This window comes from Shewanella sp. P1-14-1 (assembly GCF_001401775.1).
Lineage (GTDB): Bacteria > Pseudomonadota > Gammaproteobacteria > Enterobacterales > Shewanellaceae > Shewanella > Shewanella japonica.
Window position 1 is genome coordinate 132986 of sequence record NZ_LKTL01000004.1, and the last position, 25037, is coordinate 158022.

Genomic DNA, 25037 nt, shown 5'->3' on the forward strand with positions numbered 1-25037 from the left:
TAAATTTCATCATGATTTTAAAAATAATGACTCAGAAATGGCTCTAGGATTATCAAGCACCAATGCATCAGCGCGATGTTGACCTACGAGTTTTTCAGTGACTTGATATGCCTGTTTTAATTTAGGCGGACGACGGTTTATCGAATGAGAGTCAGAAGCAATAATAGTATAAAGATTTTGTTCTAAAAATAACTGACTTAATTGCAGCGGCTTATCTCCCATATCACCAAGAAGTGAAGATGCAGTTAATTGAAATAAACACCCCAACCTTTGAAACATTTGAATTCGTTCAGGGTGAGTTTGAAGTTCCCGATTTCTTTCAGGATGAGCAATCATAGGAATAATATTGCGAGCAACTAACCAGCGAACTAATTTATCAGCACCAGGCGGTATATGACTACTTGGAAGCTCTAACAATAACACGTCTTTATCTTGGTATTTTCCGAGAAAAGGAATTTGACTGTTTTCAATAAATGGGATTATTTCTGGGCAAATTCTCACTTCTGCAGCTGTATTAAGGGCAAGGTTTAACTGGCTAAACCGAGTGTCATTCACCAGCAATTCGTATGCTGCATTGATGGACGCCAACGTATTATCGAAAATTCCCAAATGGATATGTGGCGTAGCAACAACATGGGTTATACCTTGCTCTGCTGCAAGCTGCAGCAGAGCAATCGATTCATCTAGTGACTTAGCCCCATCATCAATACCAGGCAAAATGTGACAATGCAGATCTATCATGATGCTTTTTCGTTATCTTGTTTAATGGCATAGTCTTGGCCATATGCTTGATAATAACCATAATCTCCGTTGTAATGCTTCGCTTCTTTAGTATTAAACTGATTAAGCACAACACCCACCACTTTTCCACGTGCTTGATTGATTTTCGCTAAGGTCATTTTTATAGCATCAATCCGTGTATTAGCAGATTTTACAACGACAACTACCGCATCACATTTCGAAGATATAACCAATGCGTCACTGACGGCATGCACAGGTGGTGTATCGATGATGATTTTTGTATAAGACTTTTTCAGCTCAGCTAATAGATCAGCAAACGTTTCAGAAGATAAAAGTTCTTGTGGATTTAGCGGAATAGCACCAGCTGGCATGATGTCTACATTTGGCTTAATATCACTAATAATACAATTTTCAACTGTGTCCGTTTTAGCCAGTAAATTAGCCAAACCCGGTTGATATGTTGGTAAACCAAATCGCACACCCAAACTTGATTTACGTAAATCCGCATCTATAAGCAGAACCTTCTCCATCGTCGAATAAGCAAATGCTAAATTCATTGAGACATTTGTCTTGCCTTCGTTGGGCACAGAAGAAGTGACTTCAATGGTATTTAAATCACTACCAATGCTCATCAAAGAGATAGAAGTTCTAATTGTACGTACAGCTTCTGAATGTAACGGGAGGTTCTTGTCATAGAATGCAAAATTAATATCTTCGAAAGAGGCTTTTTTATTTGCTTTCGGAATGTAACCTAATGCACGTTGAGCCAATAGCTTTTCTACATCTTCATTACTCTTTACCGTGTCATTTAAGGCCTCAAGTAAAAGCACCACAACGCCACCAAAAACTAAACTTGCAAAGAAGGTTAATAAAACCAGCACTTTCTTCTTAGGTTTAACCGGTAATAACGGGACAACAGCTCTATCGGTAAACCTTGCAATCGGCGAGTCAAAATCCCCTGTCACTTCGGTTTCTTTTTGACGAGCAAGAAAGCTTTCAAACAATTGCTGATTTGTATCAATTTCACGGACCAAACGGCGATAGTCAGTATCAATACTACTCAAGTTTTGATAAGAGCCTTTTGAATCATTGAACTGTGCTTGTAGATCTTGTAGCTTTTGCGCGGCAGTTTTTGCTTCATCCTCAATGCCTTGAACAAGGCGTGTAATTTGTCGATGTAGGTTTTTCTCAACGGTAGCGAGTTCTGCATAAGCTGCAATCATTTTAGGGTGTTTAGGGCCGTAAACTTGCTCTAATTCAGACACTTTTCTTTCGACTAAAACGACTTCCCGTTTCACATTTTGAATTGATTGATGTGACGTCACTTCTGGTAAGCTTTCGAGCCTACTGATATCAGTTGCACCATATCGTTGTACCACAGACATGAAACTATCAGCTTGGGCTTTTCGTGACCGTGCTAGCGTTATTTCGTCACGCAGGCTTTCGAGTTCTTTAGCATCTAGTGCTGTAACACCTTCAACGTCAATAAGTCCATTATTGATTTTAAACTCTTCAAGGCGATTTTCAGATTCATCGAGCTTAAGCCTCAACTCTTCTAAACGACCACCTAACCAGACGTTCGCTTTATGAGTCATGCCAGATTTAGCTTCGAGTTGACTTAATATATAGGTATCACCAATGGCATTCGAAACCAGTGCAGCAAGATTAGCATCAGGGCTTTCGTAACTGATTTTAACTAATTGTGTATTTCTGACAGGTGAAACTGAAATATTCTTTGAAAAGCCTTCAATCAAACGTTGTTTTACCGCATTTTCATCGACATTAAACTCCCCAGCTTGTTCTTTGGGGACAAACTTTAAGTTCGATTTTAGCTGAGAAAGTAAACTAGGCGGTTGATTAAAAGTGGGATGATTAATTAAATCTAAATCATTAAAAACTCTTTCTGCGATAGTGCGAGATTTTATTATTTCAAATTGGGTTAAATAATACTCTTGTTGACCAGAGTTTATACCATACACTTCGTCAATTTTAATCGCTTTCGCTTGCTCTGATTCTATTAATAACGTTGAAGTCGCACTGAAAATCGGTGTCATACTTAATAGAAAAAACGAAACTAATACAGATACCAAAACTGAGAACGTCAGTATTCGCCATTTATATCGAAAAAGTGGCTTAAACATTTTCTTAAAATCAACAATCTGATCCATAGGTTGCTGAAGAAAAGAAGTTGCTTGATTATCGTTTTGAATCATTAAAAGAATCTCTGTTCAATTGTAATAGTATCGCCAGCATTTATTTTGCTGTTAATTGACCCTTTTTCAGAGTCGATTTTACTGTTTTCTCGAGATATGAATATTTTATCTCTCGATGCTCTTTCCGTTAATCCACCAGCTAACGCAATAGCTTGGTTAATTGTCATTCCAGGATTGTAAGGATAACCACCAGGTTTATTAACTTCACCATGAATATAAAATGGACGATACTCAATCATGCCAACATATACATTTGGTTTAACGAAATAGTCGCCTTTAAGGCCGTTGTAAACTAAGTGTTCAACTTCTTTAATCGTTAACCCTTTGACATTTAAAGAACCTAAAAAAGGGTAATTAATTTTACCGCTATTTGTTATTTGTGTTTCTAACGTTAATGCTTCTTCACCGTAAACTTGAATAATAATGGTATCGCCAGATCCTAAACGATAACTTTCATTGGCATAAACATTTCCAGTTATGGCAAATAAAAAAATAACAAGTGAACAAATTATAGTTTTCAACGACCTCTCCTTTACATTGTCATTTCAGCACGGATGAAATAAACATTGCGATCATAATCGAATCTATCTTCAGTTGAAGAATTTTGATTAAAGTCGACTCCTGGTTTTATCAATAACCAACGAGTAACTGCGTACTCTAATGCAACTCTTACTGAGCTAGTGTCATCTTCTCGAGCAACCCCTGTGTATTCTTCATTTGTGAATGTATACGCAACTGTACTTGCTAAAAAGTCAGACCATTCATGTTTCCATTTTACCCCATAGTTGGTTTCTTTAACGTAGTCACCAAAGCTATTAGGATCTTTACTATCGCGACCTGTTGTGAAATCAAATTGGCTGTATGTTAATGGTTTCCAGGTTAATTTCGCATCCCATGCAATACCACTAAAATCTTCTCTGTCACTATTATCAAACGATTTATTTTGATAACCAACCTTAACGTGACCTTCTGTCGTTGATGTGGCTTCCCAGCTCATACCAAGTTTGGCATTTTGAGTTTGACTATCGCGATCCCCAGTAGGGTCAAGTTCATCATAACTCGTGTCGATGTTCTTCAATTCAAGGAAAAAGCTACTTGATGATTGAGTATCATAAAAAAATGTCGCCCCTAAAATGACATCATTATAATTACGGTACTGTGTCACTGACTTAAAGTTGGTATATTGTTTCTCAAAATACTTAGCGTTAAGTTGAACTCGTGCTGGCGTCCCACGAGCACCATATTCGTAGTAACCCCCTACCGAATACAATTCATATGTATTAGGCTCATCTTGTACACCACCAGCACCAGCAAAAATCCCCGTACCTCGATCGTCATGACCATTAATATACATAGCATTAAGGTTAAATTTATTAGATTGATTTATCTCAACATCGCCATTAGCTTTTAATAAGAAATCAAGATAATTATCATCTGAACTATCAAAATATTCAGCATACTCTAGACCCGCTTCTACTGAATAAGCATTATTACCATCAAGTAATTCGGCTTTAACAGCAGGGGTAACAGTTAGTATCCAACTGTCTTGTTTATTATCATTTGAACTAGCAATGTTATCATCGTATTTCAGAGCCGTATTTAAACCTGGTGTGATATCAACGCCAGATTCCGTTCTAATAACACTCGCATTTTCATTCGCAGAAAAAGCAGAATGACTCATAAAACTTGTAACAACCAATGCTAATGCTTTTACTTTAAACTTAGGATTCATTTCCTTTGACCTTAATAATTAATCATTAATTAAATAAACTGTTAGTAAGCGTTTTTTCCAACAAAACCTTTAAAAATAGTCATAAATACAATTTTGAAGTCCCACATTAAGGACCAATTTCGTATGTACGCTAAATCGAACTCAACTCTTTTTTCCATCTTATCTAGGGTATCGGTTTCACCACGCCAACCATTGATTTGAGCCCATCCTGTAATACCTGGCACGACTTTATGGCGGAGCATATAATACGAAACAAGGCTTCTATATTCTTCATTGTGGGCTACAGCATGCGGACGAGGACCAACAACTGACATATCACCAAATAACACATTAAAAAACTGAGGTAATTCATCCAAAGATGTTCTTCTTAAAAACCTGCCAACACTGGTGATACGAGCGTCGCCTTTTGTTGCTTGCGTGACCACTGATGCGTTTTCCACCACAGTCATGGAACGAAACTTCCACACTTTAATCTTGCGACCATCTAAGCCGTATCTGTCTTGTTTAAATATCACAGCCCCTTTCGAATTCAGCATAATAGCGATACTAATCGCGATTAATAATGGAGAAAGCGCAGTAATAGCAACAGCACTGAAAATAATGTCAAACGTACGTTTATAAAAATGTTTCATTCCATTTAGCGGCGACTCAAATACACTAATAGTATCGATTGAACCCACACTGCCAATCCTTGCTTGCATCAAGTTTTTAAGCATGAAGTCAGGGATAATGAAAACGTCCACTGTGGTATCACCAGTTTTTTTGATGATTTCGGCAATTCTTTTTTCAGCCACCATAGGTAAGCAAATATACAACTTTTGAATCCGACCAGCTTTGGCTAGATCAATCGCTTTATCGATATTTCCTTCTAACAAATTAATTGGCAGACCAGTCATTCTATCCGGCTGTCTGTCATCGTAAAAACCTGCAAAACGAAAACCTAATTCAAAGTGCTGCTCGATTTCATCGTAAAGTTGATACCCACTTTTTGTTAAGCCAATGATGGCAATATCTTGATTGTTCCGACCACTTTTACGTCTGTTACTTTTAATAACTTTCGTAACGACTCGCCAACTGATTAATAAAATAAATGCAGAGAAAAACCAACCAACAATAACAACCCTAGAAAATGAATCACCAAGTTTAAAAATAAAAAGAATTGCCGATAAGCACATAAAAGTAAGCGACACAATACAGCTTAATAATAAAATCATTTTCGAGAACTTACCTACTCGCCAAGAGCGATATAATTGCATTGACTCTGACAAGTAAGCGTAAATTAATAGTGTACTTATGATTAAAGTAAAATAGTCCTGCGAAAATTCAATACCATATGATAATGCTGCTATAACAAATGTTGTAATAATTATAAATATATCTACCAAACGATATAGAAAACTATATCCATCAGTTTCTAATGAGAAAGAGTTATTAGCTAACATTATAAAAACCTTAATGTTGATTTAGTTGATTACGACTAAATGAGGTATTCGAACTTAAAAATAAAAATATAATGAAAGTAAGCCAAATAAAGCCAACTCCCATAAATGCACCACTTTCAGAAAATCCAAAACACAAAATAGTGACAATTCCTGAAGCGGAAAGCACTCTATTTGCTGATGCATAATGACTAAATGGAAACTTGAATATGTTAGTTAAAACAAGCGATAGAAAGGCAAATAAACCGACAAATCCTATCCCTAGAAAAACATCTAAAAACGAATTATGTGCAGACTTTGCTTCCCAACCAAAGTCCAGTGAAAACTGATGCATAATCTCTGGTCTTGAAAATAGGCCTAGGCCATGACCAAATAAAGGTTTATCCATACCGACATAAAACAGTATTTCCCACAACTCCGTTCTGCCAGTTAACGTAGGGTCTTTACCTAAAGCATAGGTAATTTGCTCAAAGTACACTGAAAAAGTGAACGTACTAACAAACACAATGACGAGAAATAAATAGTAAAGAATGACTCTGACTTTAGGGTTGGACAAACTTAGAATAAATGTAAAAAAGACAAAACAAATCAATCCTAAACCAAATAAAACTAAAGACGTTGTAGATTGTGACTTTGCAACACCGATAAAGCTTAAAAAATAAATAAATGCATATAATTTATTATTACTCGCATTTTTTGAAATTATATAATACAAACAAAATAGTGAGGTTAATACGCAAAAGAAGCCAAATACATTTTTATGTAAAAAAAGCCCTCTTAACGCCCCAGCATGATTTGCAGCCATAATGCCATATTGTGGAAGAAGCAAAGCATAAATAAAGCTGCAGATTAATACCAAAAAAACAAAAACGGAGAAATTATGTACCATTGCATTTATACCAAATCGTGCACGGTAAAAACATAACGGCAAAATCACCACAACAAAAGACAATAAATATCTTACCGAAAGCCCTTTGTAATGCGACAGCACAATAGATAAGACTATAGCTAGACCAAGCAGCATTAATGAAACTGAGTTAAAACGCAGAGCCTGCAAACATTTAGGGTAAATATAAACATATACAATGATTAGCCCCAAAATTAACGCCTGAGCAAGTTTTTGAGGTAGATAACTTGCTGACCCCAATTGAGACTCAACATTTGGATAACCAATGCCGATTCCTGAAGTTCTAAAAAATACCAGGAAAAGCATCGTACTAAGCAAAATGTATTCTAATCTATCCCTAGTTAATCCCAAGATACTGCCTCAAATGTGTAATCCGAATATGAATAGTTAAATCGATCACCTAAGCGCCATGAAGTAGGTTTATAGATACCTAATTTAATAAATGGGCCTTTGTTGTCATTAAACGTATTCGGCCCCTTCAAAGAAGCAATTTGCTCACCATTAATGTTAACTGCTAGCCATGCTGAATCGGATATTGATAATATTCCTTTTAATTCGAACTCATAGATTTTGTCAGGTTCAATGTCGTAATCAGCAAAAAATAACCGAGAAGAAATAGTATTTCCAGAGTTTGAACAATGACCAGAGTCAGTTATTGATAGCTGACTTTTATCCCAACGATTAAACATACGTAATTGACCGTTTAACACTTCTAATGCCATGACAGGGCAACGCCAGTCCTCACCCATTTTTTTATCTGGAAATGAATGTATTTGGAAAATACTGTGCCACTGACTATCTGTTTTATTTACGCTGCTCGTTGAGAAACTGAATGAAAGACTAAAAGGTTTATCTAGCACTAAATCTGCCTGATTAGTTATTTCACAACGTTTCTTACTTCTTTCTCGGTAACCTAAAGACGAGTAAAAATTATCGGTATTTATTTGATGCTCGCTTGAACTGCATTCGCGTCCCCACTCGTTAAAACTCTGCGATGTTTGCGATTGTGCAGCGCTCGTTAAAGTCATTAACAGGCAGCAAGCGAAAAATAGGGCTAGGTATATATTACGCATGTAAAGTTGAGTATAAAAATTTAACATTACCAATTACATAGCGCTTGAACATCCGCTTTGGCTCTATTAGAAGTCTGTAAAGCCACTCAAGCCCCATATTTCTGATAAATGAAGGGGCGCGTTTCACTTTACCACCAAGAAAATCAACTATTGCCCCACCACATATAATTAATCCTTTATCTAACTCTGTGGTTAACTGCATTGCCACCATTTCTTGTTTTGGCATTCCCATCGCAAGCAAATAAATATCAGCTTGCACAGATTTCGACAGTGAAACGTAATCTTCGGCGCTTGCAAAACCATTCTTTACAGCAACAACTTCTAGGCCTAGTTTTTCAAAAGCGGGTTTAGCAGATTGAAGGATTTCATCGCTAGTACCAAAGATTGCAAGTTTCAGCGGTGTGGAGCTTTGCGATGATTTGTTAGCCAAATGGCTTAATAATTGAGGAATGAAATCAGTGCCATTTAAATTAAAACCAAAATCCATGTTTAAATTTTTAAATAACAATTTGACCCCTATTCCATCTCGAAAGACAAAATCACTATTCAAAAGGTGCTGATAAAAATCTTTATTTTGTTTTGCTAAGTTGAAACCGTGAGCATTAGCAAACGCAACAGTCACCGTTTTTTTGGCTTCTAATGCATTTTGAATGGATTGAATAGCTTGTTCTGGTTGAGAATAAATAGTTAATTTCTCAGCTAAAGTTTTAAAAGTTGAACTCACGTAAAAGCCTTTAGTTTTTGAATGACGAAATCAGCGCGGTTATCCCAGCAATTATTTTTCGCAAAATTGATGCGAAAGTGTTTTTTCGCTACTGTGTTTGTCGTTAATTCATATGAAATTTTTTGAATAAATTCATCTACCGAAGAAGTAACAGACAGGTAACCCTTTGTATTCTCATCTACATCGCAATTGGTACAAACGACAGGTAGACCATACGAGAAAAACTCATAAACCTTTAACGGGTTGCGATATGTGTTAAATGTGTCGAAAGAATATGGACAAATGCCAATATCAAAAGTAGAGATTAACTCGCTTAATTCCTCATAAGGCACATAACCTTTCTCGATAATATTTGAATGGCTATCAATAACCTCTTGCGCCTTAGCATTCGATACCGGACCAACAAGCACTATCTGATATTGAGGGTACTGTGTGGCAATTGATTCAAGTATTTCACTGCTAAAACTGTTATCAATTTGACCAATAAATCCAATAGTGACGCTATCTTTAACCACTATATTATTAGGTACATTCTGGTTAATTAAGCTTCGAGATATTGCATTTGGATAGTAGAAAGAATGACTGCGTTTAACATTTTCCTGTTGAAGTAACCTATTACTGGTAAATAAGCTTACTAAGCTGGTATTTATACATTGTTCGACAGTCTCATCAAATCGGTCATTCCGGCCATAAAAATATCCTTTATCATCTTTATAGTTATCGTATTGTAAATACACTAAATTGTCGGTTGGAAGGTACAAAAATTGATCTGGTTTATATATCCAGTGAAATAATGAGGATTGTGAAATATCATTCTTCATTCGATATAGCGTTAGCTGGCATAAGATTGGCAACTTAACAAATAAAAACAGCAAAAGACTATGCTTAAAAGCGATAGACAGAGGCAATAATGTATATAACTCTTGTTCAGTTACCTTAGATGAGCTTTTAGCGAGCACGTTTTTATTGTTACGAGAGCTTAAAAAAAACCTTGGTCGATTAAAGAACGTACAACCACCATCCAACTTTTCTGAAATTGCCTCGACTTCGCGTTTTCTATGATAACTTGAGAAATCTTCAGAAGTTGAAAAGAAAAATATGTGCATTTTATCGCCCTGAAGCTATTCCATCATTCACAATCAAGCCGCGATAGAATCCGAGCATCCAATAAACACCGCAAACATACATAAATGGGCTGTAAATAAGTAAGTTCGGAACACTAAAGGCATACTTTAATTGACGAACGTTAATACGAGTCACTTTAGCTAACATCAATAATGGCAAGATCATCGCCATCAAAATTTTCCATAACACTTTTTCTGAGTGATTACCGTAACGAATGAAATATAGGTTATTACCCGTTATTGAAATCTTTTTAAGTACTTTTTTTAATGGAGAGTCTTGAATTTGATAACCAATAACATCAGGGGCTAGATATAACGTTTCACCATTAGAAACTAAACGTTCTGTTAACTCAGTGTCTTGCATTCTAGGTATATCTTTAAATCCACCGTAATTAAGAAACACTGACTTATCGAAGATCATAAATGCTGAGCTTAAATTACTGCGCTTTTTAACTTTTCGTGTAGATTGAGATTCATGATTAAAATAGAAGTGCTCTACGTTAGCTGAAAAGTCATTATTGATATCACGATTTAACTCTAAAGCACCGCCAAAATTATTGAATCCGTTAGTAATATTTCGGCGTATGTTAGCAATGGCATTTTGCTCCAAAACAACATCAGCATCAATAAATATTAAATGACTGCCTTTACTTGCTTTAGCACCGATATTGCGGCCTTCACCAGGGTTAAACCGAACCTCTGACTTGATAAAGGTAACAAACTGATATTTTTCACAAATACTTTTAACTTCATCGTGTGGAGAGCAATCAACCACGATGACTTCTACATTTTCATCCTTTTGACTATCTATTGATTGCAAGCAAGGATCTAGGTTCTTTTCTGCACAATAAGAAGGAATGACAACTGACAACATCATGTTTTTTGTACTCCAATGACTTCGTTATAAATTTTTTCTAACTTTATTATTTGTTTATTAAAGCAATGCCTTGTCTTAACTTGCTCAATCGCTGCAGTACTAAATGCCTCTCTAATTGATGGGTTATCAATTAAATAAATCAGTTTTTCGGCAAGTAATTGCGTATTTTTGGGTTCGACCACATATCCTGATTGATTATTGATAATGGCTTCGGGCATTCCGCCAGAGTCAAAAACAACTGCAGGGATCCCCATAGATTGTGCTTCTACAATGGTGAGAGCCAAGGCTTCTTCATGACCATTTTCAAGTTGGATACTAGGTTGACAATAAAGACTTGCTGTACTTAATTCTTGTTTCACCTCATAGCTTGAAAGACGTCCTTTCAATTTAATTTGAGGAGAAATGGCATTTGCTTGTTTTTTTAATGAATCATGTAAAATACCATCGCCGATAATGACCAATTCCCAATCAGGGTGATACTTTAATATGATTGCCATAGCATCAATCAAATACGATAAACCTTTGTATTCAACATTCCTTGCTACACATAATATTTTTTTCTCTTTATCAGCATTATTATTTGAAAAGTATGCTGTATCTATTCCAATATAATTGGTGATAATTTTATGTTCCGGAAATCCCTTTTTGATTAATTTCTTTTTTATAAAATTTGATACTGCAATAAATACATCACCATTATCAGCAAGTTTACTCATATCCTTATGAAATTTATTTAACAGTTTTCCATGTTTTTGTGAATTAACGTGATCAAGGGAAATATCCAATCCATGAAAAGTCGTAATATGCGGAATACTATTTTTTTTTGTTATGCCAATTGAAGCATAACCGTTTTGCCCGAAATGACTATGAACAAGTCTTACATTATTATCTTTAAAAAAGCGACTAATCGATGGAAGCTTGATACCAAGCTTATAAATAATATCTTTTATTTTTCCGAATAAATTAGTATTTAAAACTAGCTCATTATCACACCTTACCGATAATCCATCTGATAATTTTTCACTGACCAATACAACAGCGTTAAATTGCTGTAGGCCCTCGATGTGATTTTTTATAAATGTTTCAGAGTAAGGCAGGTACTTATTAGTATTAATAGCCACTGTTAACTTATTTGCTTTCATTAGAACGCCTTAAAAACGTGGTTAAGAAGCTCTTTTCAAGCAACATAATGAACGAACTATAAATCAATACACCTATAGCAATTGATGCCATTAACATGTAGAAATTATTTAGCACAAAGTTATCTTGTGCCACTAACACCAGTAATGACATAAAAAACAATGAAATAAACGTTTTAGTATGTATAGTGAACTGTTTTAAAACAGGTATATTTAATCGAACACTCATCTGATAAGTCGTAAATGGTAAATTAAACAAAGACCTAAACAAAATTGACATTACAACAGCATATAAACCTAAATATGGAATTAATAAGTAGCACAGTAATAGCGAAATAACGCTTGATAAAATATCAACTTTTAGCGTTGTTTTTGGTGTTAACAGCGCAGTCAAGACTGTTGGAATATACATCGTCGTTAATGACACAACAGTACAAATAGCTAATCCTATGATGATAGGAACTGCATCAATCCATTTTTCGCCAAATATCGTTAAAATTAAAGGTTCAGCAACCAACGCTAAGCCGACAAATAATGGGGCAAAAATTAACATCGACACTTTTGAAAACTTTATAAAATCAGCAAGTAGACAAGTCGATGTTTTATGTGCAGAAAAAGTTGGTAGTGCATAAGAAATTGCACCACTCATTAATGCAGTCCTTGGCATGTCCACAATTCGCCATGCAAAAGCAAATACACCAACGGCTCCTGCTCCGAGGGTTGCACCAATTAGTAATGGTAACCCTTTGATATACCCTTCCCAGCTTAATTTACGCAGTGCTACAGAGACACCTAGATGAGTAATGTTAATAAGCTCTTTGAAGTCAATCCGACCTGACAAAGTAATCTTTTGAGCATTAATTAAAAAGATAAGCCCGAAAAACTCTATTAAAATAGCTTGGATTACCATGGACATGGCGCCAAACCCTAACGTCACCCCTATTATACCTAAAGACGCTCCCAGTAATTTACCAATCAATAAGCGCTGAGATAATGACTTAAATGCATGTCTTCTGCGTAACAGCGCTGTATAAATAGCATTAAGAAACAATATTGGAATAAGCACAGATGAAGTAAGGGCTAATTGCTGATAATCAACACTCTCTGTCACCCAAAAACTAACAAGAACGAGAAGCAAAGCAGTCAATAAGGATAACGTTAGTCCTCCGATAAAAACGGTATTAATTGCTTGCTTTTCAAGTTTCTTAACACACACCATTGGATCTTGAAATAAAGTACCAACAACCTGCCCCAAGCCCATAGATGCGGCTAAGACCATAGTTGCGATACCAATTTCAGTTGGCGTTAGAAAATATGCGTAAATAAAAAACGAGGTCATTGAAATAAATGACGCGCCGAGTTTTTCCGATATTATCCAAATGATAGAATAGAAACTTTTAGACAACTTAATCTCCAACTATATTAAGCGTACCAACGCTTAATATATCGCTCTAATTTTTTATATTTATTATCTAAAGCTTCACAATTCATTTGTAGCAACTGGCTTAAAATCAACCCATGTAATCTATCCGTTTTGATTGTTTTAAATCCAATAAAATAGCTATAGGCTTTATGTACCAATTTTGTATGTAAATTATTTACAAGAAATCCAGTTAAACCGCGAATATTAAGTCTATTGTTTTTCTTAATGATAAACTTGCTTATTTCAAATAACCTATTGAGATGCTTTGGAATAATGTCTATCCAGTCAACAGATATTGCAGTTTCTGTATTGGGTGCCGCTTCAACATCTTTTCTTAGAAAATACAGCTTAGAATCTATAGCGGCTTCTGATGGGTTAAACGTTCCAAAAAGAACAGTCGCGATATCAGGACAAAGTGTTACTTGACTGACATTTTCAGACACAAACTGTTCAAAAGAGTGTTCATCTCTGACAAAAATGCTGAAGTTTCTACATGTTCTGTAAAAGTCACAATCATCTTTAAACGTATTTAAGTTACTATAATGTATAGACTGCGGCATCAAAACAAATTGATTGTTAGGGAATTTAGACAAAGCTAAATGCCTAAAATTTTGATGTAAGGAGTAAATATCTCCGAAATTACCTCCACCTTGCAATACGCAAACAACATCTTCCTCAATTTGTAATTTATCTAATCTCGCTGGTTCATAAGCTGAAATAGAATCAATGATTGTCACATTTAATAGTTTGAATAGTTCCAGTGTTCCCAGATACAGCAGGCTATCACCAACATTTAAATTTACAGGAACATCAAGAAACAAGACTTTTTTATTTTCAAGAAGTGGCTTAAAAACCTTCAGTAACTCTTCTTTTTGCTCTAGCAGCTTACTAACGCTGCAACTCACTTCAATCACTTTATAATTCCCTTAATCCGTCTTAAAATCCTTGTTGGTACACTGCCATCTGCACCAGGGGTATACTTCCTGTAATACTCTTCTGAATCAGGGTTAAATGCACATTCAGCAAGATTAAAATAAAACTTATTTTTTTGATACATTTTAAAACCAGCATACGTTGCCTTTAATGTATCGATAGGCATCCCTTTTTTTAAGCCATCTATTTGCAACAGAAAGGAATGAAACACGACGCTCAGCAATGGAGATTTCAGCTTTAAAGATAAATATGTTTTATTTCTAGCATGATAAGTCCAACGACCCGCATTCCATGCAACCCTGTGCTCAGCAGAGACCTTGTGACCAACGCCAATATTATGTAAATACTCTATTTCATAACCTAAATTGATGAACCGTCTCGATAAGTCAACTTCTTCATGGAGGAAAAATAATGAATTATCATAGCCATTAACTTGTTCAAAAGCAGATCTTCTGATTGCGTGACCAGCACCAACAAAACGCGTAGTAAAGAAATCCCTATTGGACCAATCAACGCTTGATAAACCATAAGACCAACTTGACTCATCATTACTTTCTGTACCAAACCTTTTTATATTAAAGGCAATAACAGCAGTTTTTGGCCTAGTATCATACGCTTTTACTACTTTTTCTAATTCAAAAGGCGTTAGAAATTCAGCATCATTATCAAGTGATACAATATAATCCCCGTTACCTAATTCCGAAGCTTGATTGCGCCCTTCTGGTACCCCTGTATTCGTTATATTCTTTTGTAAATGAACATTTGGATATTCATTTACAAGCGTCTCAATATCTTGAACACATTCAATCTTGGAACCTTGATCGACTACATAAACATTTAAATCTATATTTTGTTGTTCTACTGCACTAATAATGGCTTTCTTAGTATCTTCTGCACGATCCCAGGAAAGAATAATCACATCAACTTTTTTATCAATTGTCATTTAAGGGTCCAGCTTATCCAAGTAGAAACTAATTTGAACTTAATTTATTCCCGAAGAAAATAAAGTCAGAATACTTATTTTTATTAAAAACAAACTCAATAATTATTGGTCCAAGAATACCGGTAAATAAGCTTGTAAAAATGATGAGTGATGTATTTTCTATACCAAGTTTATGGCTAACGATTCTCGTAGCAGCTGTAAAAAAAACATGAAACAGGAAAATGCTATATGAAAAGCGACCTATGGCACTAAATGTTTTTGATTTAAAATTAAACACATACAATAGAATACAAACAAGTAGGCTTATAAACACTCTATTCGCTCTTTCTAGCATGTCTGCAAACTCGCTAAGAAAAAGATGAGTAACTATCAGCGAACAAAAACAAGTCAGCGTAATTTTGATTAACAAACTGAAATCAATACGAAAGCGAGAGAATAAACTACCTATTAAAAAAAATGGCAATAAATAGAAAGCCCCCTCTATCGAAAAATATTTTATGTTTACGCCTAAAATGTATATAGAAGTCATGATGACTAATAATATAATCCAGTAGGGTTTCGCATTATTACTGATAGAAAAGAATAGCTTTTCAATTAACGCTACAAACAAAAAAATGAGGAATAACGACTCAATGAACCAGTAATGCCCTACTGGTAATATATGGATAAGAAACAAATTTTCTTCACTATTGCTTCCAGGAACCAACCATTGAGTGATCGCAAATAACGTACCGACCGACAACATGGGCAGCAAAAGCCTTCTTGCCTTTTTAGTGACAAAGTTATGATAATTTGCCGATACAGGCCTTAATCCATAAACAAAACCAGCCAACAAACCAAAAAGTGGCATTCTTACATAGATAAAAATATCATTCAGTTCTCTTAAGAAACCGTTTTCAATTTTTAAACCATACTCTGGTGTTGATCCAATGACGTGATACAAGACCAACATAAAACATGCTAACCCTCTTAGACAGTCAATGTTACTTTGAAATCTAGAATTGATTGTAATGGCCGCCGTCACTTTACACACCTTGCAGGGTTATTTTGCCACGCTACCGCCCCTGAATTTATAGCTTCCAGTGCGCTAGGAGTTCCAAATTTTGGTTATGCTACTTAAGAACAATCTTCTTGATATCGAAAATTCCACTTAGTTAGTCGTTACTTAGCATGGCGATAAACTCTGAAAACCAACGCTAAATCACAACAAAATAACAACAAAGGAACACGAAAAAAGATCTCAATGTAACACTTTGTCGCATACCGTTATATTTTAACGACTTAGCTATTATTTACTTTCTTGGCTTCAAAAAAACGCTCATTATAGTCAAGTTTTTGACGCAGGTGAAAGGTTATTTTTATTTTTTTGCCAATTAATCCTGTTTAGCTCAAAACGATTATATTTTTTGTTTATTACGACTAGATTAAATTGCACTACAATGAAGCACCAAAGCACCAACATTTTCAGCACCTGTTTCAAAAAAAATAAAATGCATTCCTTTTCAATAAGATAAGTAAGATCAAAAAACGTTCTATTTACTCAAAATCCTGTAAACGTTTATGCAATCAATACTTATGCCAACTCGCGAAATTATGGGGTTAAACATAAAAATTATTATTATTGCTTATTAAATCCCAAAAGTTGGTATCATGCCCGATGACTTTTGCACACAATTCCGTCAATTTTTCGCCAAACACAAGCCACAACAAAGCGCAACATCAGTTAATTTTATGTGAACAAAAATTTCTTTTACGTTATTTAATTACATAAAAGCGGCTACTAAAGAGTGGTTTAATTTAACATTCAGATGATAAATCCACCTCGATCAGAGGAAAAAGCGACAGAGAGCGCGGGGCTAATGTAGCTGACTGACTTAACAACAAGGTAAGCACCTTGTTGTTAATTCTATGAATTCTGATGGGTTATTTTGATGAGATAGCAATAAAACAGAAATATTTGTAACCAATACTTAAGTTTAAAATAACGAGAACTAGCTCAATAAAACAACCAGACACACTTGGCATGGCTGTGTAATATATTGATTCAATTACTATAAGTATGGTTTTTATTCTAATGCCGTTACGTTATGATTGTTTAGACATTCACTCAGTTAAGCCATCAATGATAAAAGTGGACAATCGAAAATTTGCTAATTAGTCGCAATATAAATCAACTTAGGCATTTTATTCAGTTGAAAATCAAAGCGCTTAGTGTTGTAAGTCTTATTAGTTTGACTTGCATGGCTACGGTTGCCGATTACTTTTTTACCAACAATTTTTATCAAGACATTGAAAACCGTTATGGCATTAACAGTGTTCAAGATTTTAAAGACTGGCAACAATTGATTGAAGATGGTGAGAATTTAGATGACTTTAGCCGTCTCAATCTGGTAAATCAATTTGCTAATAGAAAGATAAGGTATCGCTTAGATATTGATCACTGGGGTAAAAGTGATTACTGGGCAACACCTATCGAGTCTTTAGGTACCCGCGGTGGGGACTGTGAAGATTATGCCATTTTTAAATTTTTTACTTTAAAGGCAATGGGGGTTGATGAGTCCAAACTGCGTTTAATGTACGTTAGAGCATTAACGATAAACGAGCCCCATATGGTTTTAGTCTATTTCGAAAACTTGAGAGACATGCCATTAGTATTAGATAACCTTAAAACTAAAATTTTACCAGCCAATAAAAGAACTGATCTGAAGCCGATATATTCATTTAATGGCCAAGGGCTATGGCTAGCAAAGGCTCAAGGTCTTGGTAATGCTAAACCGACTAGTACCGGTAATAAAAATTGGACCGAGTTACTCAAACGAATAGAACAAGGCGATTAAGAGGTATAACTTGAATTTTTCAAATGGACTTTCACTCAGAGCACAACTTTATATCTTGGTTTCAAGTTTATGTATTTTTACCTTGAGCGCGTCTTTATATAATAATGTGTCAAACATGCAAGATTATCTGAATGATCAGCTGGCCTCTCACGCACAAGGGGCTGCGCATAATCTAGGATTATCTATTTCACCATACATGGATGAAGAAGGCTTAGTGACAGCAGAGATAATGACTAATGCCATTTTCGATTCAGGTTACTATCAATTTATCCGATTCACTGATTTTGATGACAATATTCTATTTGAGCGAACTAACCCAACGTTAGCTCACCGAGTACCACAATGGTTTATGAACTGGTTCACATTACAACCTCCTATCATGCAAAGTGAAGTGAGTGACGGTTGGCGATTGGCTGGGATATTAAAAGTACAATCTAATGCAGGGACATCCTACACAGCACTTTATGATCATAGTATCAGCGCATTAAAATCGACACTTTTACAGTTATTCATTGCCCTAATCTTTTCATACTTCATCTTAAAATCGGTGCTTATCCCGCTGTTTTCTATTGAAAAGCAAGCAAAAGAAGTGACTCAAAAACAATTTAATTTTAACCCTTCGAAGCCTTTCACAACTGAGTTACGTACTGTTGTCAATGCTATGAATACCATGGTTGCCAATATTCAGCGTTCCTTTTCTGAACAAACAGCACTTGCAGAACAGCTATCACAAGAAGTATATGTTGATTCGTTAACTCATCTTCCTAATCGCCGAGCACTGCTAAAAAGATTTGATTCGTTACAAGCTGAAGCCCAGATACAAGGGGATCGTTTTTTTGTCAGTTTAGTATCAATGCCCTCACTCCAATCAATTAATAGTAATGAGGGCTATGGCAGCGGTGATAGCTATATTAGTGAAGGATCGGAGCTGCTTTTATCTCTAAGTCATAATATAGAAGGTATCGATGTATACCGAATTTCAGGTTCTGAATTTGCAATTCTAGCTTATGTCACTGAAGAGATAGCAAATGAATTTAGCCAAAATATGCTAGATGCCTTCAACATAGCCAATTCCTCTCGTTTCGAAGAGGGTTTTGCTAACCAAGTTATTACTAAAGTGTCGTTAACCGATTCTTTTACCGACGTTACAAAGCGTTTAGATACATTACTCACACACGACAATTATTTAGCTTCTCCGATGACGACCAATATTGCGACTCCCAACGAGGCACGTTCGCGCTCCGAATGGGTCAATATTATTTCTGAGTTCACTGACTATTATCAAAATGAAATAGCAGATGCGAGTAGTGCTGATTTCAGTATTAAATGCATCCCATTGGAAAAATTATTTGATCTCACTATGCAACCTGTAGTCGATAAAGATAATAATATTTTATATGTTGAGTCTTTTGTTCGCTTTAAGCATAACGGTAAAGAGCTTCCCACTGTTGATGTTTTTGCCATGGCAGAACGCCTTGGATTACTCGATAACTTAGAGCGTGCTGTTGTAAGCTTTATTTTTCTCAAACTACAACAAATTAAGCAAACTACTGTTGCCATCAACATCAGTAATACAGCCCTCCATGATGCTAACTTTCATCAATGGTTATTTACTTTATATCGCCAATTGCAACACCGCTTACCGCCAATTTTATTTGAATTTAATGAAACAGCAGCTATGGTATCGCTAAATTCCACGAAGCAATTTATCTCTCAGGCGAAAAGTGCAGGTATTGGGATTACGATCGAAAGATTTGGCTCTAGTTTGACCTCTTTCCAATATATAAAGAATATGGACATCGATTTTGTCAAATTAGATGGCAGCTATATCCGAGACATAGAGCAGGCTGATACGCAATTTTTCATTCAAACGGTGACACAGATTTGTCACGGCATTGGAATCGATGTTATTGCACCACAAATCGAAACAGAACAAGTATCACAGCACTGTTTACACATGAATATTGATGGCCTTCAAGGCAACGGTTTATTCGCTGTGAAGAATTTTAATCATATTGATGGACTAACAATCAATACTGCAACCATGCTAGACTTAGCAGACTTTAATTAATCTATTTATCGAGGAACGATAATGTTAAAGCAAAAATTATTAGCATTAGCTATATCTTCACTATGTATATCTGGAGCATATGCAGAAGTGAACCAAGAAGAATTCACTGCTGGTTTGGTCACTGCCTCTGCTGAAGGGAATTCCCCTGCGCAGTACGCTCTGGCTCAAATGCAAAATAATCCTGCTGATAGTGCCGACATACTTGGTTTTGCTTTAATTGCTGCTGATAGCGATATGGCAATCGTTAAAAGTGTCCTAGCTGCAGCCCTTGAAAGTGGAATGGATCCAGATGAAATTCTAGCTATCGCGCTAGCCAATGGCATTGACCCTTCTATCGTTTCTGAGGTTATCGAAGAAACTCAAACTGCTGCGGGTGCATTTGCACTGGGCGCAGCCCCAACTCCAGGTGCACTAGGACTAGGTGGCGGTTCTGGCGGTGGTGGCGGAACAATTTCGGGTAACTAATCGCCTTACACAAAAAAACCTGCATTATGCAGGTTTTTTTGTACCATTTTTAATATATAACTATCAAAACTGAATTAACTACATGTCCACATCGACAATGTAATGCCCCTGAAGCCAATTGCGACCAATAAGTAATTTATAGGTCATTTTGCTTCGGTCCCTTAAGTTAACATCAACTTTGAATTCTTGACCTGGTTCACCAATGGTTAACGTCACCATATATCTAATTTCACTACCCTGAGCATTACGAATAAGTGACGTGCTATGAATTCTTGCAGTAACGTCTACTGTTTCATTTTTCTCATTCATGGTTGTAAATGTCACATCTTTACCGACATTGTTTTCCATGTTTTCTTTATCTTCATCTTTAATTCTTAAGTTTGTTGCATGAAGTGAATTCTCGACCGCACCAGTATCAATACGAGTATCAAACATCAAACCAGACTCAACAATGCTAATGCCCGCTGTTGGACCGATAAATTTCTTTTCTGAAACATCAACCACATACTTTCCTTTAAGCCAATTACGACCAATAAGTAGTTTGTAATCCATGGTTGTTCTATCTCGTAAATTAACCTTAACTTTACGAGTGTTATCACCAAACTTAATCGGTAACTTTACTGCATAACGTGTTTCTGTACCTTGAGAGTTACTTACCGTAGATGTACCAACAATTTCAGCAGTAACAACTTGCTTCTCGCCTTTTTCATTAAACGTAGTGAAAGTAACGTCTTTACCCACATTATCTTTCATTTTTGTTGCGCTGCCACCAGCAACAGAAATATCTAATGCATGTAATGATGAGTTCACTGCACCGGTATCCATTCTTGCCTCAAACACGATGCCATCAGCACTAACTGACATCATCTCAGTTTGTCCTAAGACTTGTTTGTCTACAGCAAAACTTGAAAAAGAAACTCCACCTATTAATAGTGCGGCAATGACAGATTTAAGCATTTGGATTCCTAATTATGACTTTTAAAAACAAGGTGCGGGTTTATCGTAAAATTTGTTCGATTTCTTTATCAAAAAGGTTTTTGATTAAACCAGAAAACTCTGTAATAAAAACTGATTGCTCTGGCGTGGCATTATGGCTAGCTACACTTGCTAAAATTTCTTCAAGATCATAGACAATAGCGTCGATTTCTCGAATCACTTTATTACGTTGCGCGAAGGATAAATTAGGGTTTTGACCACAAACCATGATGATTTGTGCAGAGAGTTGATCTTCAAATAATTCCATCACCGTTTGATTATTGATGCTGGTATCTTCTGAAGCTTCAAATAAACCAAGGTGTTCTGTTAAATATTGAATTAAGTGAATATAGCCGTCTTTATCAGTGACCATTAAATGCCCTATTAACGTGGCTTAAGCTGTTAACTATAAGCCACATTGTATAATTATTGAGACAGAGTGAGTACAAACGATACGGGAACAGCTAAGCTTATACTGCTTAATCCAGCTATTTCACGTAATTTGTTAACCCCTTCTACTAAATCGAAATCATTCGCCTGTACAATTACTGGCGCTAAACTGCTTACTACCATTTTGGTATCAGAAAGCTTTGCCACCAATACATCAAACGACATTTGGCGGGTTTTACCATGCAAATCAATAGTGCCATCAATTTGTGTCATTAACGTTGAGCCGACACTCAAATCTGTCAGCAATTTCGGGTTAATCACTGAATTTAATTTCACTTGTGGGTATTTAGCCACTTCGAATAACATGGTTTGCATTCTTTCATCACGTATTTCAATCCCTGTATCTACACTGACTAATTCAATCGTTAAATTGAATGCTCCTTCAGGGGTTAAGCTGCCACTGACCTGTTTAAAGTCATGTACTTCTGCAATGTCACCTTTTTTAACAGAAATAAAACTGACCTTTGAATGCCCTTGCTTGACCTGCCAGTCAGCGGCGAACGCCGATGCAGATAATAGCGCTGTTGACACTAATGCCACTGGTAACGCTGTTAGCCATTTTTTCATCATTAATCCCTTTTGTGAATAAAAACAGTTAAATTATAGATTAAAATTTATTAACTCGACTGGAATCAGCCAAGCTATTATTTTCTGAACTTATAAACGGCTCAGCCATTTATCTAACGCCTGTGCAAATGCATGTTTATCTGCCTGAGAAAAGCTATTTGGCCCCGTTGTATGGACACCACTGCTGCGAAGCTCTTCCATAAAATCTCGCATAGTTAATCTTTGTTTTATATTGTCAACAGTGTATATATCACCTCTCGGATTAAACACGACTGCTCCTTTGTCTATCGCATCAGCAGCTAAAGGAATATCACCAGTGATCACCAAATCACCCGCGTTAAGCTGCTCAACAATGTAGTTGTCTGCTTCATCAAATCCAGAGCTCACTCTAACAACAGAAATATTAGGTGAAGCAGGTACTCGAATTAACTGATTAGCAACAAGTACGAGAGGAATCGTTTTACGGTCTGCCGCTCTAAATAACATGTCTTTTACTGGGTTTGGGCATGCATCTGCATCAACCCATATTTTATGGCTCATTTTTTCTTCTTTAAAGTAAAGTCTGGCTCATTAATCTGGCTTCCCTAAGAAAATTAAGGCGCTAATCTATCGATATTCCAACCGGATGGTAACTTTTGATATATAAATCGATCATGTAATCGTTTTTCACCGCCTTGCCAAAACTCGATACTTTGCGGCTTAACTCTATAGCCTCCCCAAAACTTGGGAAGTGGCACATCGCCTTTTGTAAACTTGGCTTTCATTTCGTTAAATTTGGTTTCTAATGCTTGGCGTGCACTAATTTTACTTGATTGATTTGATACCCATGCAGCAACTTGGCTATCTTTTGGCCTTGTCATAAAGTACTTAGTCACTTCCATCATCGATAATGGCTCGGCTTCTCCGGTAATAGCCACTTGGCGCTCTAGAGGATGCCATGGGAACAATAAGCTGGTTTTTGCATTATTCGCTAAATGGGTAGCTTTTCGGCTTTCAAGGTTGGTGAAAAATACAAAACCATCATTATCAAATTTTTTTAATAACACAATGCGCTGAAAGGGTTGACCATCAGCATCCACTGTCGCAACACACATCGCAGTGGGATCAGTTAACTCAGCATGTTTAGCCTGCTCAATCCACTTTTCAAATAACACAAGTGGGTTTTCAGGTAAGTCTTTGCGGCGTAATCCACCTTGAGTATACTCTCGGCGGATATCAGTTAAATCATTCATTAATATCCCTCTTTTATTCTCATCATTATACTCAAAGATACTGATATATGATCATTACATACTGGATAAATTCAGGGAAACATTAAGCTCGACAATTCAAGTCATTTCAAAAGGCTTCACTCTGAATATAGCCATAACACGGCGTCTGCATAACGACGCTAAATAAGGTTCAACCTCTTAAATATAAAAAAGCCAGCAATAATCGCTGGCTTTAATTTAGCTATAAACCTTGGTGCTACTTTTTCACCAAACCTTTACCTTCTGCCCATACGTGCAGCATTTCTAGTCCCAGTGTTGCGCCTGCTAGTGCGGTAATATCAGCAGAATCATATGCTGGAGCAACTTCGACTACGTCCATTCCGACTATGTTCATGCCACGTAATCCACGAATGATTTTCATTGCTTTATCACTTGTTAGGCCACCACACACTGGTGTACCAGTACCTGGCGCATAAGCAGGGTCTAAACAGTCAATATCAAATGTGACATACAAAGGCATATCACCTACCCGCTGTTTAATTTGCGTGACGATTTGATCTGCAGTTAACTCATTCGCTTGTGCTGCATCAATAACATCAAACAAGTGCTCCGCTTTGTTGTACTCTGTTCTGATCCCCACTTGAATTGAGTTTTCAGGCGCAATCAAGCCTTCATTAGGCGCATGATAAAACATTGTGCCATGATCATACTTACTACCTTGGCTATATGTATCGGTATGAGCATCAAAATGCAGCAATGCCATTTTTCCGTACTTTTTGTGATGAGCACGTAGCAAAGGCAATGTCACAAAATGGTCACCACCAAAACTTAGTAAGGCTTTGTCACTCTCTAAAATGCGCGTTGCAAATGCTTCTAGACGAGTCGTGAAATCTTCTTGATCGCCACAATCAAAAACTAAATCACCCGCATCAACGACATTAATGGTTTCACAAATAGAAAAATCCCAAGGCCAGCGAGTCTCCTCCCAAGCAAGGTTAACAGATGCACGGCGAATGGCTTCAGGTCCCATTCTGCCACCAGAGCGGCCTGTCGTTGCCATATCAAAAGGTAAACCGATGACAACAACATCAGCATTGGTTTCTGTTGGTTTAAAATTTAATGGCTGACGTAAATATCCAAATGCATTGGAATACAGTGAATAATCTGCTTTTTCAGCAAAAGTGCTCATAAAA

24 protein-coding genes are annotated in these 25037 nt (G+C 36.3%); 3 read left to right on the top strand and 21 right to left on the bottom strand.

Translation table 11 applies throughout. The features are described from left to right. Positions 1 to 9: 9 nt before the first annotated feature. From AN944_RS04005 to AN944_RS04075, 15 genes are read right to left on the bottom strand one after another with little or no spacing between them, the layout of a single operon-like run. On the bottom strand, positions 10 to 741 hold the full coding sequence (locus AN944_RS04005) for a tyrosine-protein phosphatase (protein WP_055023305.1): 732 nt from the start codon (positions 739 to 741) through the stop codon (positions 10 to 12). Beyond that, positions 738 to 2954, bottom strand: coding sequence for a polysaccharide biosynthesis tyrosine autokinase (locus tag AN944_RS04010; RefSeq protein ID WP_055023306.1), 2217 nt, complete (start codon positions 2952 to 2954; stop codon positions 738 to 740). The genes AN944_RS04005 and AN944_RS04010 overlap by 4 nt, the downstream gene beginning before the upstream one ends. After that, entirely contained in the window at positions 2954 to 3475 is a 522-nt protein-coding gene (locus tag AN944_RS04015) for a polysaccharide biosynthesis/export family protein (RefSeq protein ID WP_055023307.1), read from the bottom strand. Before AN944_RS04015 ends, AN944_RS04010 begins: the two co-directional genes overlap by 1 nt. An 11-nt stretch (positions 3476 to 3486) precedes the next feature. Continuing rightward, positions 3487 to 4686, bottom strand: coding sequence for an outer membrane beta-barrel protein (locus tag AN944_RS04020; protein WP_055023308.1), 1200 nt, complete (start codon positions 4684 to 4686; stop codon positions 3487 to 3489). A 41-nt stretch (positions 4687 to 4727) separates the two neighbouring features. Beyond that, complete coding sequence (locus AN944_RS04025; RefSeq protein WP_055023309.1) at positions 4728 to 6128, bottom strand: undecaprenyl-phosphate glucose phosphotransferase; 1401 nt, start codon at positions 6126 to 6128, stop codon at positions 4728 to 4730. Between the two features lie 10 nt (positions 6129 to 6138). After that, positions 6139 to 7383 carry an O-antigen ligase gene (locus AN944_RS04030; protein ID WP_144430134.1) on the bottom strand — a complete coding sequence of 415 codons (1245 nt, stop codon included), beginning with the start codon at positions 7381 to 7383 and terminating at the stop codon, positions 6139 to 6141. Continuing rightward, positions 7374 to 8060 (bottom strand): heparin lyase I family protein, encoded by a 687-nt coding sequence (locus AN944_RS04035; protein ID WP_160319075.1) that lies wholly within the window; start codon positions 8058 to 8060, stop codon positions 7374 to 7376. The genes AN944_RS04030 and AN944_RS04035 overlap by 10 nt, the downstream gene beginning before the upstream one ends. Before the next feature lie 37 nt (positions 8061 to 8097). Next, entirely contained in the window at positions 8098 to 8829 is a 732-nt protein-coding gene (locus AN944_RS04040; RefSeq protein ID WP_055023312.1) for a WecB/TagA/CpsF family glycosyltransferase, read from the bottom strand. Next, positions 8826 to 9935 carry a glycosyltransferase gene (locus AN944_RS04045; RefSeq protein WP_055023313.1) on the bottom strand — a complete coding sequence of 370 codons (1110 nt, stop codon included), beginning with the start codon at positions 9933 to 9935 and terminating at the stop codon, positions 8826 to 8828. Before AN944_RS04045 ends, AN944_RS04040 begins: the two co-directional genes overlap by 4 nt. Position 9936: 1 nt before the next feature. Then, on the bottom strand, positions 9937 to 10830 hold the full coding sequence (locus AN944_RS04050) for a glycosyltransferase family 2 protein (protein ID WP_055023314.1): 894 nt from the start codon (positions 10828 to 10830) through the stop codon (positions 9937 to 9939). Continuing rightward, a complete protein-coding gene (locus tag AN944_RS04055; protein ID WP_055023315.1) occupies positions 10827 to 11972 on the bottom strand; it encodes a glycosyltransferase in 1146 nt (381 codons plus the stop codon). Before AN944_RS04055 ends, AN944_RS04050 begins: the two co-directional genes overlap by 4 nt. Beyond that, positions 11959 to 13374, bottom strand: coding sequence for an oligosaccharide flippase family protein (locus AN944_RS04060; protein WP_144430135.1), 1416 nt, complete (start codon positions 13372 to 13374; stop codon positions 11959 to 11961). The genes AN944_RS04055 and AN944_RS04060 overlap by 14 nt, the downstream gene beginning before the upstream one ends. Before the next feature lie 17 nt (positions 13375 to 13391). Next, a complete protein-coding gene (locus tag AN944_RS04065) occupies positions 13392 to 14306 on the bottom strand; it encodes a polysaccharide pyruvyl transferase family protein (RefSeq protein ID WP_055023317.1) in 915 nt (304 codons plus the stop codon). Further along, positions 14303 to 15268, bottom strand: coding sequence for a glycosyltransferase family 2 protein (locus AN944_RS04070; RefSeq protein ID WP_055023318.1), 966 nt, complete (start codon positions 15266 to 15268; stop codon positions 14303 to 14305). Before AN944_RS04070 ends, AN944_RS04065 begins: the two co-directional genes overlap by 4 nt. A gap of 28 nt (positions 15269 to 15296) precedes the next feature. After that, positions 15297 to 16292, bottom strand: a complete 996-nt coding sequence (locus AN944_RS04075; RefSeq protein WP_055023319.1) for an acyltransferase — start codon at positions 16290 to 16292, stop codon at positions 15297 to 15299. A gap of 1216 nt (positions 16293 to 17508) precedes the next feature. Here AN944_RS04075 and AN944_RS04080 point away from each other — a divergent pair. The 3 genes from AN944_RS04080 (at position 17509) to AN944_RS04090 (ending at position 20641) form a co-directional block, all read left to right on the top strand. Next, positions 17509 to 18105 carry a transglutaminase-like cysteine peptidase gene (locus tag AN944_RS04080; protein ID WP_055023320.1) on the top strand — a complete coding sequence of 199 codons (597 nt, stop codon included), beginning with the start codon at positions 17509 to 17511 and terminating at the stop codon, positions 18103 to 18105. A gap of 106 nt (positions 18106 to 18211) precedes the next feature. Beyond that, positions 18212 to 20176, top strand: a complete 1965-nt coding sequence (locus AN944_RS04085) for an EAL domain-containing protein (protein WP_268788263.1) — start codon at positions 18212 to 18214, stop codon at positions 20174 to 20176. Positions 20177 to 20197: 21 nt separating this feature from the next. Further along, complete coding sequence (locus tag AN944_RS04090) at positions 20198 to 20641, top strand: hypothetical protein (RefSeq protein ID WP_055023322.1); 444 nt, start codon at positions 20198 to 20200, stop codon at positions 20639 to 20641. Positions 20642 to 20719: 78 nt separating this feature from the next. On the opposite strand, the gene AN944_RS04095 is transcribed toward AN944_RS04090, so the two are convergent. The 6 genes from AN944_RS04095 to speB all read right to left on the bottom strand — a co-directional run bounded on the left by AN944_RS04095 (position 20720) and on the right by speB (position 25033). Next, on the bottom strand, positions 20720 to 21598 hold the full coding sequence (locus AN944_RS04095; protein ID WP_055023323.1) for a RimK/LysX family protein: 879 nt from the start codon (positions 21596 to 21598) through the stop codon (positions 20720 to 20722). A 40-nt stretch (positions 21599 to 21638) separates the two neighbouring features. Next, a complete protein-coding gene (locus AN944_RS04100; protein ID WP_055023324.1) occupies positions 21639 to 21989 on the bottom strand; it encodes a DUF3802 family protein in 351 nt (116 codons plus the stop codon). Between the two features lie 53 nt (positions 21990 to 22042). Beyond that, entirely contained in the window at positions 22043 to 22633 is a 591-nt protein-coding gene (locus AN944_RS04105) for a YceI family protein (protein ID WP_055023325.1), read from the bottom strand. Positions 22634 to 22723: 90 nt separating this feature from the next. Beyond that, a complete protein-coding gene (locus AN944_RS04110) occupies positions 22724 to 23173 on the bottom strand; it encodes a YaiI/YqxD family protein (protein ID WP_055023326.1) in 450 nt (149 codons plus the stop codon). Between the two features lie 53 nt (positions 23174 to 23226). Then, on the bottom strand, positions 23227 to 23865 hold the full coding sequence (pdxH, locus tag AN944_RS04115; RefSeq protein ID WP_055023327.1) for a pyridoxamine 5'-phosphate oxidase: 639 nt from the start codon (positions 23863 to 23865) through the stop codon (positions 23227 to 23229). 235 nt (positions 23866 to 24100) lie between these two features. Further along, positions 24101 to 25033: an agmatinase gene (speB, locus tag AN944_RS04120; protein WP_055023328.1), complete on the bottom strand. Its 933-nt coding sequence runs from the start codon at positions 25031 to 25033 to the stop codon at positions 24101 to 24103. Positions 25034 to 25037: the final 4 nt, after the last annotated feature.